The organism is Vibrio tubiashii (assembly GCF_028551255.1).
In the GTDB taxonomy this organism is placed as follows: domain Bacteria; phylum Pseudomonadota; class Gammaproteobacteria; order Enterobacterales; family Vibrionaceae; genus Vibrio; species Vibrio tubiashii_B.
Genome location: NZ_CP117029.1, coordinates 597430 through 611402, shown reverse-complemented (window position 1 = coordinate 611402; position 13973 = coordinate 597430). Strand labels below are relative to the sequence as shown.

Sequence of the window (13973 nt, the reverse complement as noted above, 5' to 3'; positions counted from 1 at the left end):
ACCACTTCCATTTCACTATTTATCTGGTATACTGCCGCCCGTTTTTCTGTTCTTTAACATCCGTTGGGAAATTAGTATGCATCCAATGCTTAATATCGCTATTCGTGCTGCACGAAAAGCAGGCAACCATATTGCTAAATCTTTAGAAAATGCTGAGAAGATCGAATCGACTCAAAAAGGCGCGAATGACTTTGTTACTAACGTAGACAAAGAAGCTGAAACTCTAATTATCGATACAATCAAAGCGTCTTACCCTGAGCACGAGATCGTTGCTGAGGAAAACGGCGTAATCGAAGGTAAAGATAAAGACGTACAATGGATCATCGACCCACTGGATGGCACAACAAACTTTGTTAAAGGTTTGCCACATTTCTCTGTATCTATCGCTGTTCGTATCAAAGGTAAAACTGAAGTAGCGTGTGTATACGACCCAATGCTTAACGAGCTATTCACTGCACAACGTGGTGCTGGCGCTCAGCTAAATAACGCTCGTATCCGCGTTAAACAACTAAAAGACCTTCAAGGCACTGTTCTAGCAACAGGCTTCCCATTCAAGCAAAAGCAACACTCTGAGTCTTACTTCAAGATCATGTCAGCTCTATTCGTAGATTGCTCTGATTTCCGTCGCACTGGTTCAGCTGCTCTTGACCTATGTTACCTAGCAGCTGGCCGAGTTGATGGTTTCTTCGAGCTTGGCCTTAAGCCTTGGGATATCGCTGCAGGCGAACTGATTGCTCGTGAAGCAGGCGCTATCGTAACTGATTTTGCAGGCGGCACTGACTACATGAAGTCAGGCAACGTTGTGGCTTCAAGCGCTCGCGGCGTTAAAGGTATGCTTAAGCACATCCGTGAAAACGGCAATGAAGCACTACTAAAATAATCTCAAGCTCCGTCACAGCTGAAATTTTTAGCCCACTCCAATGAGTGGGCTTTTTTGTATCTACACTATCTATAATTGGGAGCTAACTCAGCTATTAAGTCGCTATAGACACATAACTAAGGCAATGTGTGATAAGAAAGTGATGCCTATTTGAAGACAACGGATGTATCGATACTAACGCATGAAGATAAAACCTCTTTTCTACTCTCTTACTCTACTTTTAGTTGGCTGTGGCTCAGACCCAGACAGTGTGCCACTTTCTGAAATAGATCATTGCGATTCAATCCAACAGCATCAAGTAGAACCTCTCTCTCATTACATTAAGCCCTTCCAATCAAAGCTAGACAATGCAACTGGCGTATATGTTTTGGAGCAAGGTGCGGAAGCCATGATGTCTAGAGCTTGGATAACGGATAGAGCAGAACACAGCATTGATATTCAGTACTTTATATTCTCGGTAGACAACATTGGCCTAATTGCAACAGACCACCTTGTTCGCGCGGCCGAACGCGGAGTAAAAGTCAGAGTGTTAATTGATGACATCATGCTAAACGCGAAAGGTGATGAACTTCTAATGCTCGATGCCCATGAAAATATAGAGATAAAAATCTATAACCCAAATGTGAACATAGGCAAGAACATCATCAATAAGCTTGGTACCTTGCTTACTGACTTTCACGGTTTAAATCAAAGAATGCATAACAAAGTATTTTTGGTCGACGACCAGATAGCCGTTACTGGAGGACGCAACATTGCGGACGAGTATTTCGGTTTTGACCACGAGTATAATTTCAGAGATCGCGACGTCTTTCTCGCGGGTAAAGCGGTATCAGATTTAAAAAGGTCATTTAATGAATTTTGGAACCATGAGTTAAGTGTGGGAGTTGAGAAACTGGTTGGTAATAATCCTTACCCTAAGAACCCTGACTTCTCCCGCCTGCATTCTTACTCGTGTAACCCTGAGAACTTCCATCCTGAGATAAAAGCTGAAATCGAGAAAGTGCCACAAACTTTTGACCGCTTGATGGACCAAGGACGCTTTAGATTCCTTGAGAAGGTGGAATACGTCTCAGATAAACCCGGTAAAAACGATCAGCAAACTTTTCTTGGCGGTGGGAGTATTACAAGAAGCAAGTTGATTGAACTCGCAGAAAGTGCTGAGAAAAGTATTTTGATTCAGACACCTTATCTAGTCACTACTAAGGCAGACCGTAAGTTTCTTCGTCAATTAGTCGATAAAGGGGTAGAGATAAAGATCCTCACCAACAGCCTGGCCTCCAACGACAATCTAGAAGCGTTTAGTGGCTATCAAAGGAATCGCTCTGCGCTAATAAAAACAGGCGTCGAGATCTATGAGTTCAAGCCAGATGCCAAAGTTCGTCAGCGAGTTATGACTGAACATATGTTTAAACGCTTACCCACCACGCCTATCTTTGGCTTACATGCTAAGACGATGACCATTGATGACCATATAACGATTGTCGGTACTTATAACTTTGACCCTCGTAGCGCTAACCTCAATACAGAAAGCTTTACTGTCATTCATTCACCAGAGATTACTGATGGTGTAAATGCTGCAATGAGAATCGAGATGGAACCAGAAAACGCGTGGCTTATTAGCGAAGACTTCAACCCGGATCATAAGGTCAGTATCTTTAAACAAATAGGGGTAAAAATCAGAAGAATTGTTCCCAAGGGTATCCTTTAAACGGGATTCTCAATATATGGCAGGAATGGAAAGATATGACTAGGCTGACACTCCAGCTTGCAGCATGTAAATGTGTATGGGTAGTGGCGGAGTCCGCAGCCCTTTTTCTTACTCCAAAGAAAAAGGCTCTAGCATTTCTGCTAGAGCCTTGAATGTGGCAGGGGTGGAGAGATTCGAACTCCCAACACGCGGATTTGGAATCCGCTGCTCTGCCAATTGGAGCTACACCCCTGTAGTTCGTGTTTAATGAGACGACTCTCTAAATAAGTGGCGGAGCGGACGGGACTCGAACCCGCGACCCCCGGCGTGACAGGCCGGTATTCTAACCAACTGAACTACCGCTCCGCACTGGTTAGACTCTAAGTCTAAGTTTTTGCCTTTAGATTTTTCTAAAATCTAAAAACTAAATGTAAGCCTGGCGATGTCCTACTCTCACATGGGGAAGCCCCACACTACCATCGGCGCTAATTTGTTTCACTTCTGAGTTCGGCATGGAATCAGGTGGGTCCAAATCGCTATGGTCGCCAAGCAAATTCTTTAATTCGGAAAGCTGCTTTCTTTAAAATAAAGAGCAAGTTCTGTAGTTACACATTCAAAGTTCTTGCTTTGAGTCCATCAAAACCCTTTGGGTGTTGTATGGTTAAGCCTCACGGGCAATTAGTACAGGTTAGCTCAACGCCTCACAACGCTTACACACCCTGCCTATCAACGTTCTAGTCTCGAACAACCCTTTAGGACCCTCAAGGGGTCAGGGAAGACTCATCTCAGGGCTCGCTTCCCGCTTAGATGCTTTCAGCGGTTATCGATTCCGAACTTAGCTACCGGGCAATGCGTCTGGCGACACAACCCGAACACCAGAGGTTCGTCCACTCCGGTCCTCTCGTACTAGGAGCAGCCCCCTTCAATCTTCCAACGCCCACGGCAGATAGGGACCGAACTGTCTCACGACGTTCTAAACCCAGCTCGCGTACCACTTTAAATGGCGAACAGCCATACCCTTGGGACCGACTTCAGCCCCAGGATGTGATGAGCCGACATCGAGGTGCCAAACACCGCCGTCGATATGAACTCTTGGGCGGTATCAGCCTGTTATCCCCGGAGTACCTTTTATCCGTTGAGCGATGGCCCTTCCATACAGAACCACCGGATCACTATGACCTGCTTTCGCACCTGCTCGAATTGTCATTCTCGCAGTCAAGCGGGCTTATGCCATTGCACTAACCTCACGATGTCCAACCGTGATTAGCCCACCTTCGTGCTCCTCCGTTACTCTTTGGGAGGAGACCGCCCCAGTCAAACTACCCACCAGGCACTGTCCTCAACCCGGATAACGGGTCTAAGTTAGAACATCAACACTACAAGGGTGGTATTTCAAGGACGGCTCCACCGATACTGGCGTACCGGTTTCAAAGCCTCCCACCTATCCTACACATGTAGGGTCAATGTTCAGTGCCAAGCTGTAGTAAAGGTTCACGGGGTCTTTCCGTCTAGCCGCGGGTACACTGCATCTTCACAGCGATTTCAATTTCACTGAGTCTCGGGTGGAGACAGCGTGGCCATCATTACGCCATTCGTGCAGGTCGGAACTTACCCGACAAGGAATTTCGCTACCTTAGGACCGTTATAGTTACGGCCGCCGTTTACCGGGGCTTCGATCAAGAGCTTCGACTTACGTCTAACCCCATCAATTAACCTTCCGGCACCGGGCAGGCGTCACACCGTATACGTCATCTTACGATTTTGCACAGTGCTGTGTTTTTAATAAACAGTTGCAGCCACCTGGTATCTGCGACTCTCAATAGCTCCATCCGCAAGGGACTTCACCGTCAAGAGCGTACCTTCTCCCGAAGTTACGGTACCATTTTGCCTAGTTCCTTCACCCGAGTTCTCTCAAGCGCCTTGGTATTCTCTACCCGACCACCTGTGTCGGTTTGGGGTACGATTCCTTACAATCTGAAGCTTAGAGGCTTTTCCTGGAAGCATGGCATCAATGACTTCACATCCGTAGATGCTCGACATCGTGTCTCAGCCTTAAAGAGAGCCGGATTTACCTAACTCTCAAGCCTACGCACTTGAACCTGGACAACCGTCGCCAGGCCCACCTAGCCTTCTCCGTCCCCCCATCGCAATTGTAAGAAGTACGGGAATATTAACCCGTTTCCCATCGACTACGCCTTTCGGCCTCGCCTTAGGGGTCGACTTACCCTGCCCCGATTAACGTTGGACAGGAACCCTTGGTCTTCCGGCGAGGAGGTTTTTCACCCCCTTTATCGTTACTCATGTCAGCATTCGCACTTCTGATACCTCCAGCAAGCTTTACAACTCACCTTCAACGGCTTACAGAACGCTCCCCTACCCAATACAATAAATTGCATTGCCGCAGCTTCGGTTTATAGCTTAGCCCCGTTACATCTTCCGCGCAGGCCGACTCGACTAGTGAGCTATTACGCTTTCTTTAAATGATGGCTGCTTCTAAGCCAACATCCTAGCTGTCTAAGCCTTCCCACATCGTTTCCCACTTAGCTATAATTTGGGACCTTAGCTGGCGGTCTGGGTTGTTTCCCTCTCCACGACGGACGTTAGCACCCGCCGTGTGTCTCCCGGATAGTACTTACTGGTATTCGGAGTTTGCAAAGGGTTGGTAAGTCGGGATGACCCCCTAGCCTTAACAGTGCTCTACCCCCAGTAGTATTCGTCCGAGGCTCTACCTAAATAGATTTCGGGGAGAACCAGCTATCTCCAGGTTTGATTGGCCTTTCACCCCTAGCCACAAGTCATCCGCTAATTTTTCAACATTAGTCGGTTCGGTCCTCCAGTTGATGTTACTCAACCTTCAACCTGCCCATGGCTAGATCACCTGGTTTCGGGTCTATATCCAGCAACTCGACGCCCAGTTAAGACTCGATTTCTCTACGGCTCCCCTAGATGGTTAACCTTGCTACTGAATATAAGTCGCTGACCCATTATACAAAAGGTACGCAGTCACACCACGAAGGTGCTCCTACTGCTTGTACGTACACGGTTTCAGGTTCTATTTCACTCCCCTCACAGGGGTTCTTTTCGCCTTTCCCTCACGGTACTGGTTCACTATCGGTCAGTCAGTAGTATTTAGCCTTGGAGGATGGTCCCCCCATATTCAGACAGGATATCACGTGTCCCGCCCTACTCGATTTCACTGATGATGAGATGTCGGTTACGGGGCTATCACCCTGTATCGCGGCACTTTCCAGAGCCTTCACCTGTCTCATTAAAAGCTTAAGGGCTAGTCCAATTTCGCTCGCCGCTACTTTCGGAATCTCGGTTGATTTCTTTTCCTCGGGGTACTTAGATGTTTCAGTTCCCCCGGTTCGCCCTGTTAACCTATGTATTCAGTTAACAGTAACTGCTTATGCAGTTGGGTTTCCCCATTCAGAAATCCCAGACTCAAATGGTTGTTACTACCTAATCTGGGCTTATCGCAAGTTACTACGTCTTTCATCGCCTCTGACTGCCAAGGCATCCACCGTGTACGCTTAGTCACTTAACCATACAACCCCAAAGGGTCTCTGTTTAAACAACCAAAGTTGTCTGCATTTTTCTATTTATTTTCACTTTTAAAAAGTGAAGACAAATCATGAGTGCAGACACGATTTTGCCGGACTCAAATTTCCAAGAACACTTGAATGTGTGTTGGTACCTAATTCAAAGAATTAGGATTTGAGAACTTTTAATTGAATAACAACGCATCTCAAAGAGATGGGGATTGTTGTTATTCGTCAGCTTTCCAAATTGTTAAAGAGCAAATCACCTCAATGAGGTAACCATTTTTAAAAACTCTCAAAGAGAATGTTTAAAGATGGTATCCCGTAGGGGAGTCGAACCCCTGTTACCGCCGTGAAAGGGCGGTGTCCTAGGCCTCTAGACGAACGGGACACTGAATTTCCAGACGGAAATTGGTGGAGCTAATCGGGATCGAACCGATGACCTCTTCGCTGCCAGCGAAGCGCTCTCCCAGCTGAGCTATAGCCCCTTCAAAGCTCTAATAAAGACATATCAATCTGTGTGGACACTCATCATGAGTAATCATCGTATAAGGAGGTGATCCAGCCCCAGGTTCCCCTAGGGCTACCTTGTTACGACTTCACCCCAGTCATGAACCACAAAGTGGTGAGCGTCCTCCCGAAGGTTAAACTACCCACTTCTTTTGCAGCCCACTCCCATGGTGTGACGGGCGGTGTGTACAAGGCCCGGGAACGTATTCACCGTGGCATTCTGATCCACGATTACTAGCGATTCCGACTTCACGGAGTCGAGTTGCAGACTCCGATCCGGACTACGACGCACTTTTTGGGATTCGCTCACTTTCGCAAGTTGGCCGCCCTCTGTATGCGCCATTGTAGCACGTGTGTAGCCCTACTCGTAAGGGCCATGATGACTTGACGTCGTCCCCACCTTCCTCCGGTTTATCACCGGCAGTCTCCCTGGAGTTCCCACCATTACGTGCTGGCAAACAAGGATAAGGGTTGCGCTCGTTGCGGGACTTAACCCAACATTTCACAACACGAGCTGACGACAGCCATGCAGCACCTGTCTCAGAGCTCCCGAAGGCACCAATCCATCTCTGGAAAGTTCTCTGGATGTCAAGAGTAGGTAAGGTTCTTCGCGTTGCATCGAATTAAACCACATGCTCCACCGCTTGTGCGGGCCCCCGTCAATTCATTTGAGTTTTAATCTTGCGACCGTACTCCCCAGGCGGTCTACTTAACGCGTTAGCTCCGAAAGCCACGGCTCAAGGCCACAACCTCCAAGTAGACATCGTTTACGGCGTGGACTACCAGGGTATCTAATCCTGTTTGCTCCCCACGCTTTCGCATCTGAGTGTCAGTATCTGTCCAGGGGGCCGCCTTCGCCACCGGTATTCCTTCAGATCTCTACGCATTTCACCGCTACACCTGAAATTCTACCCCCCTCTACAGTACTCTAGTCTGCCAGTTTCAAATGCAATTCCGAGGTTGAGCCCCGGGCTTTCACATCTGACTTAACAAACCACCTGCATGCGCTTTACGCCCAGTAATTCCGATTAACGCTCGCACCCTCCGTATTACCGCGGCTGCTGGCACGGAGTTAGCCGGTGCTTCTTCTGCAGCTAACGTCAAATGATAGTGCTATTAACACTACCACCTTCCTCACTGCTGAAAGTACTTTACAACCCGAAGGCCTTCTTCATACACGCGGCATGGCTGCATCAGGCTTGCGCCCATTGTGCAATATTCCCCACTGCTGCCTCCCGTAGGAGTCTGGACCGTGTCTCAGTTCCAGTGTGGCTGATCATCCTCTCAGACCAGCTAGGGATCGTCGCCTTGGTGAGCCCTTACCTCACCAACTAGCTAATCCCACCTGGGCATATCCTGACGCGAGAGGCCCGAAGGTCCCCCTCTTTGAGCCGAAGCTATTATGCGGTATTAGCCATCGTTTCCAATGGTTATCCCCCACATCAGGGCAATTTCCCAGGCATTACTCACCCGTCCGCCGCTCGACGCCGTTAACGTTCCCCGAAGGTTCAGTTAACTCGTTTCCGCTCGACTTGCATGTGTTAGGCCTGCCGCCAGCGTTCAATCTGAGCCATGATCAAACTCTTCAATTTAAGATTTTGTCGGCTCAATGAATACTGAACATTACATAAGTAATGTTTGAATTGACTGTGCTGAATCCGAAGATTCAATGGTCACTTCGTATCATTGAAACCTAATTTGATACAGAAGTATCTAATTGGATTATCATCAACGAGTGCCCACACAGATTGATAGGTCTATATTTTTAAAGAACTTCGTTTTGGGCTCTGCTCAAAACGGACGGCCATTTTATCGATATAACTTCCAGTGTCAAACACTTTTTTCGTTATTTCTTCGAAAGTTAATGCTTAACTTTCACCGTCTCTGTTGTCATTGCTTTTCAGCTCGGTATCCCGTGACAACGGAGGCGCATTATAGAGAGTTAGCTTTGAAGCACAAGAGCAAAATCAAAAAAAATCACCAACTTCAATCCGTTCGCTCAGCAAACGAACAATAAGTCTAAAAATAAAACAAAAGAGCCCTTAAATAGGGCTCTTTTTCTTGTTCAACCAGTTAATTTACTGATGCGCAATAATCTGATCGTTGTTCACCAGTAGTTTGACCGGTTTATCTGGAATGACTTTCCCAGCTAGAATCGCTTTAGCTAATGGATTCTCCACGCTCTGCTGAATGGCTCTTTTAAGTGGTCTTGCACCATACACAGGATCAAAGCCCACTTGAGCAATCAGATCTAGCGCTTTATCAGAAACATCGAGTGAATAACCTTTCTCTTCCATTCTCTTAGATAGACGTTCCAATTGAATAGAGGCAATTGACTTGATGTGGTCCTGACCTAGTGGATGGAAGACAACACTTTCATCAACACGATTAAGAAACTCTGGGCGGAAATGCTTGCCGACCACATCCATGACCTGCTCTTTCATTCCCTGATAATCAAGAGAACCAAAGTTTTCTTGAATTCGAGTTGAACCCAAGTTGGAGGTCATGATGACGACGGTATTACGGAAATCGACTGTTCGACCTTGTCCATCGGTGAGACGACCATCATCTAGCACTTGTAGCAATATATTGAAAACGTCTGGGTGCGCTTTCTCTACTTCATCTAACAAGATCACTGAATAAGGTTTGCGACGAACGGCTTCAGTAAGATAACCGCCCTCTTCATAGCCAACATAACCAGGAGGCGCGCCGACTAAACGAGCAACGGAATGTTTCTCCATAAACTCGGACATGTCGATACGTACCATTGCATCTTCGCTGTCAAACATAAAGCTTGCTAACGTTTTGCATAGTTCCGTTTTACCAACACCAGTTGGACCTAAGAATAAGAACGAGCCAATGGGTTGATTTGGATCGGATAAGCCAGCTCGGCTGCGACGAATTGCATTCGCCACCACTTCAACGGCTTCAGTTTGGCCAATAACACGTTTGTGCAGAACATCTTCCATACGCAGCAGTTTTTCTTTCTCTGCTTCAAGCATCTTAGATACCGGAATACCTGTTTGCTTCGATAAAACATCTGCGATTTCGTTATCCGTGACTTTATTACGTAACAAGGTCATCTCTTGCATTTCTGCTTGAGTCGCAAGATCGAGCTGTTTTTCGAGTTCAGGAATACGGCCATATTGAAGCTCGGACATTCTATTAAGGTCACCCGCTCGGCGAGCAAACTCCATATCCATTCGAGCTTGTTCTAACTCCGACTTAATATGTTGAGTACCAGACAAGGCCGCTTTTTCTGCATTCCAAACTTCTTCAAGTTCGGCAAACGCTCGCTCTTTCTCGGCCAACTCGTCATTTAATATGGTTAGACGCTTTTCACTTGCGTCATCATGTTCGTTGGTTAGGGCTTGCTGTTCAATCTTAAGCTGAATGATCTTGCGTTCTAACTTGTCGAGCGATTCTGGTTTCGAGTCGATCTGCATACGGATGCTCGAAGCCGCCTCATCAATCAGGTCAATCGCTTTATCCGGAAGCTGACGATCAGAGACGTAACGATGGGATAGACTTGCCGCTGCTACGATTGCTGGGTCAGTTATCTCTACATGGTGGTGAAGCTCGTAGCGTTCCTTCAAGCCACGTAAAATCGCTACGGTATCTTCAACACTTGGTTCATCAACTATCACTTTTTGGAAGCGGCGCTCAAGCGCAGGGTCTTTCTCTATATATTGTCGATACTCATCCAGTGTCGTCGCGCCAACACAGTGAAGCTCACCACGGGCAAGCGCAGGTTTAAGCATATTGCCTGCATCCATCGAGCCTTCGCCTTTACCCGCTCCAACCATGGTATGAATTTCGTCGATAAAGAGGATGACGTTACCCTCTTCTTTAGACAGTTCATTCAATACCGACTTAAGACGTTCTTCAAACTCGCCGCGATACTTAGCCCCAGCCACCAGTGCGCCCATATCTAAAGAGAGTACCCGGCGACCACGAAGACCTTCAGGCACTTCGTTGTTAATGATTCGCTGAGCAAGACCTTCAACAATTGCTGTTTTACCAACACCAGGCTCACCAATAATCACAGGGTTGTTTTTGGTTCGGCGCTGCAAGACTTGGATAGTACGACGAATTTCGTCATCACGGCCGATCACAGGGTCAAGCTTACCTTGTTCTGCACGCTCAGTGAGATCGATGGTGAACTTCTCTAAAGCTTGGCGTAACTCTTCGGCGTTTGGGTCATTGATTTTTTGTCCACCACGAACTTTATCTATTGCTTCAGCAACATTAGCCTCTGTTAGACCCAGTTCTTTTAGCAGAGCGCCTAAAGCCCCCTTATCTTCTAAGGCGGCAAGCAGGAATACTTCAGATGAGATATAAGCATCTTGACGTTTCTGTGCAACTTTATCGCACAAGTTAAACATGGTGCCCATCGCACTCGATAGCTGCACATCCCCACCGATACCACTCACTTTAGGTAATCGGTCTAGAATTTCGCTTAACTTAGAGCGTAAATGGGTAACATCAACATTAAGCATGGTCAAAAGTGGGCGAATTGGGCTGCCATTTTGATCCATCAGTGCCACCATTAGGTGCACAGGTTCGATGTATTGATGATCTCGGCCTAAAGCCAATGATTGAGCGTCAGATATAGCGATTTGGAATTTGCTAGTAAATCTGTCAAGACGCATACCTACCTTCCTACCTCAACTGAGAAAAATTAACTAATCAGTATGAAAGATGGATACGCTAGACGGGAATTTCAAGGGGAGAGAGTCTGTTTCCGCTATGAAAACAGACGATTATTTTTCAATCCAGATAAATGTCGCTTGGCGCCCAGTTACCCCATCGCGGCGATAGGAGTAAAAGCGCTCTGCATCTTCAAAAGTACACAGTTCGCTGTAATAAACTTGATTCACTCCTGCTCGTTGCAATCTTTGCGTAACCAGTTGATTCATATCAGCTAGCCACTTCCCTTCTTGCTTGCGTGGAGTAAATGCCGCCATCGCCTTTGCTTCAATAGAAACGAAGGCATCAACAACATCTTTACCTACCTCGAACACTTGAGCCCCGATAGCAGGCCCAATCCAAGCCATGACTTCACCATCAAACTTCTCAACCGCATTTTCAACAATGCCGCTGGCAAGTCCGCGCCACCCTGCATGGACAGCGGCAACTTGCGTCCCCTGAACATTGGTTAGCAGCACAGGCAAACAATCCGCCGTCATTGCCGAGCAAACAACATTAGCGGTGGAAGTGAAAACTCCATCAGCGTTTAGCACCTGACTAGTTGGAGCATTCACCTCTTCAACGACTGTCGAATGAGTTTGATTGAGCCAAACAGGCGCACTTGGCATGTTTGCCTGTTCTGTGAGCCATTGACGATTCTGTTCAACCTTTGCCAGTTCGTCCCCAACATGAGTACCTAAGTTCAAACCTTGGTACACGCCAGTCGAAAAGCCGTCACATCGCGTCGAAGCAAAAGCTTTAATCTGTTTTGCAGCTGGCCAGTTAGGAACGATCAGATCCATAGGTTTAGTACTCGTCTTCTAAGCCATGGTCACGGGTATCTTGGCGAAGTGCTTCTGCCATTTCTACCATGTCATCTGGCACTGGTGCGTGGAACTCAACTTCTTCACCCGTGATTGGGTGTTCGAACTTAAGCATCACCGCATGCAGAGCTTGGCGGTCAAAAGAGCGGATGTGTTCTGCCAACTCTTGCGAAGCTCCGCTTGGTATACGAGCGCGACCACCGTATGCAGTGTCACCTAGAAGCGGATGCTGTAGGTATGACATGTGAACACGGATCTGGTGAGTACGTCCGGTTTCTAGGCGAAGACGAATGCGAGTATGCTCGCGGAAATGTTCCGCTACTCGATAATGCGTGATCGCTGGTTTACCCATTGGGCTTACTGCCATCAAGGTACGTTTCGTCGAATGTCGACCAATCGGTTGTTCAACACGACCACCTGCGGTCATACGGCCAATTGCAATCGCTTCATACTCACGAACGAAGTTGCGCTTTTTCTGAAGGGCGCGAACCAAACGTGTTTGAGCAGGAACAGTCTTCGCGACCACCATCAAACCTGTGGTGTCTTTATCAAGACGATGCACGATACCCGCACGCGGGACTTCCGCGATATCAGGGTAATGATGGAGCAATGCGTTGAGCACTGTACCATCTGGCGTGCCGGCACCCGGGTGAACCACAAAACCACGAGGCTTATTGATCACCATGATGTCGTCGTCTTCATAAACGATGTCTAATGGAATATCTTGCGCTTCCCAACGCTCTTCATCTTCAAGTTCCGCTTGCAGAGTAATCTCTTCGCCGCCCATCACTTTGGTACGTGGCTTGGTGATTACCTCTCCGTTCACTTGAACTTTACCATTCAGAAGCCATTCTTTGAGGCGAGAACGTGAGAAGTCGGCGAATAATTCGGCGATAGCTTGGTCTAAACGCTGACCTAATTGGCTATCTTTTACTGTATTTGTTAATTCAATCTGCTGAGCCATATCGAACTTTTTTAAAAACTGTGAGACTAATTGTCACTACTGTGGAAAAATATACTATTTGGACATTGTATCTGTTACGCCAAAGAAAGTAACGGAAGCAACAGAAATATTTATCTCAAGGAATCGAATCCTGACATGAAAAAGCATACTTTATCTGGTTTGTTGGCATTATCCGTACTGGTAGGCTGCTCTAGCAGCGAAGAAGTTGTGCCAGATGTGCCACCATCTGAGCTTTACTCAGAAGCACAGGTTTCGCTTCAAAGTGGTAACTGGCTAACTGCAATTAGCAAACTGGAAGCGCTAGATTCTCGCTACCCATTTGGTGCTTACTCAGAGCAGGTGCAACTCGACCTTATCTACGTCTACTACAAAAATGACGACTTAGCGCTAGGCTTAGCAACCATAGAACGCTTTATGCGCCTCAACCCAACTCATGAAAAATTAGATTGGGTACTTTATATGCGCGGCCTGACTCATATGGCGCAAGATCGTAACTTTATGCATGACGTGTTTAACATGGATCGTAGCGATCGCGATCCAGAACCAGTGAAAAAAGCATTTGCTGATTTTAAGAAGCTACTTGAGCGTTACCCTGCTAGCCCATATGCAGAAGACGCACAAAAACGTATGTACGCTCTTAAAAATCGATTAGCGAATTACGACCTAGCGACGGCGGATTTTTACCTGCGTCGTGAAGCTTGGATTGCTGCGATTAATCGTACTCAAGAGCTACAAAAAACTTACCCTGACACAGAAGCAGCACGTAAGTCTTTAGAGATTCAGCTTGAAGCCTATCAGCAACTAGGTTTAGAAGATGCGGTTAAGCGAACTGAGGAACTCATCGAGCTAAACCCTCAGTAACTTGCTAATTTAATAG

At 47.0% G+C, this 13973-nt stretch carries 6 protein-coding genes, 4 tRNA genes and 3 rRNA genes; 3 read left to right on the top strand and 10 right to left on the bottom strand.

Going from position 1 to position 13973, the window contains the following annotated elements; translation table 11 throughout:
• The first annotated feature begins 76 nt into the window (after positions 1 to 76).
• The gene (gene suhB, locus LYZ37_RS02825; RefSeq protein WP_239826461.1) at positions 77 to 880 is read left to right on the top strand and encodes an inositol-1-monophosphatase; all 804 of its coding nucleotides are present in this window, start codon (positions 77 to 79) and stop codon (positions 878 to 880) included.
• 181 nt (positions 881 to 1061) lie between these two features.
• Entirely contained in the window at positions 1062 to 2588 is a 1527-nt protein-coding gene (locus tag LYZ37_RS02820) for a phospholipase D family protein (protein ID WP_272786357.1), read from the top strand.
• Positions 2589 to 2743: 155 nt separating this feature from the next.
• Here the strand turns inward: LYZ37_RS02820 and LYZ37_RS02815 are convergent.
• The 10 genes from LYZ37_RS02815 to rluD form a co-directional block, all read right to left on the bottom strand.
• Positions 2744 to 2820: transfer RNA gene (locus LYZ37_RS02815), tRNA-Trp, on the bottom strand.
• Between the two features lie 36 nt (positions 2821 to 2856).
• A tRNA-Asp gene (locus LYZ37_RS02810) sits at positions 2857 to 2933 on the bottom strand.
• A 68-nt stretch (positions 2934 to 3001) separates the two neighbouring features.
• Positions 3002 to 3117, bottom strand: a 5S ribosomal RNA gene (gene rrf, locus LYZ37_RS02805).
• Positions 3118 to 3224: 107 nt separating this feature from the next.
• Positions 3225 to 6114 (bottom strand): 23S ribosomal RNA (locus LYZ37_RS02800).
• 310 nt (positions 6115 to 6424) lie between these two features.
• Positions 6425 to 6500, bottom strand: a tRNA-Glu gene (locus tag LYZ37_RS02795).
• A gap of 21 nt (positions 6501 to 6521) precedes the next feature.
• Positions 6522 to 6597, bottom strand: a tRNA-Ala gene (locus LYZ37_RS02790).
• 61 nt (positions 6598 to 6658) lie between these two features.
• A 16S ribosomal RNA gene (locus tag LYZ37_RS02785) occupies positions 6659 to 8211 on the bottom strand.
• Together the 16S, 23S and 5S rRNA genes with 4 tRNA genes alongside form the textbook arrangement of a ribosomal RNA operon.
• A 486-nt stretch (positions 8212 to 8697) precedes the next feature.
• Complete coding sequence (gene clpB / locus LYZ37_RS02780; protein WP_004742796.1) at positions 8698 to 11271, bottom strand: ATP-dependent chaperone ClpB; 2574 nt, start codon at positions 11269 to 11271, stop codon at positions 8698 to 8700.
• A 111-nt stretch (positions 11272 to 11382) separates the two neighbouring features.
• The gene (pgeF, locus tag LYZ37_RS02775) at positions 11383 to 12111 is read right to left on the bottom strand and encodes a peptidoglycan editing factor PgeF (protein ID WP_272786356.1); all 729 of its coding nucleotides are present in this window, start codon (positions 12109 to 12111) and stop codon (positions 11383 to 11385) included.
• Between the two features lie 4 nt (positions 12112 to 12115).
• Positions 12116 to 13096: a 23S rRNA pseudouridine(1911/1915/1917) synthase RluD gene (gene rluD / locus LYZ37_RS02770; protein WP_272786355.1), complete on the bottom strand. Its 981-nt coding sequence runs from the start codon at positions 13094 to 13096 to the stop codon at positions 12116 to 12118.
• 135 nt (positions 13097 to 13231) lie between these two features.
• Between rluD and LYZ37_RS02765 the strand changes: the two genes are divergently transcribed.
• Positions 13232 to 13957, top strand: a complete 726-nt coding sequence (locus LYZ37_RS02765; RefSeq protein ID WP_069667498.1) for an outer membrane protein assembly factor BamD — start codon at positions 13232 to 13234, stop codon at positions 13955 to 13957.
• The last annotated feature ends 16 nt before the right edge of the window (positions 13958 to 13973 follow it).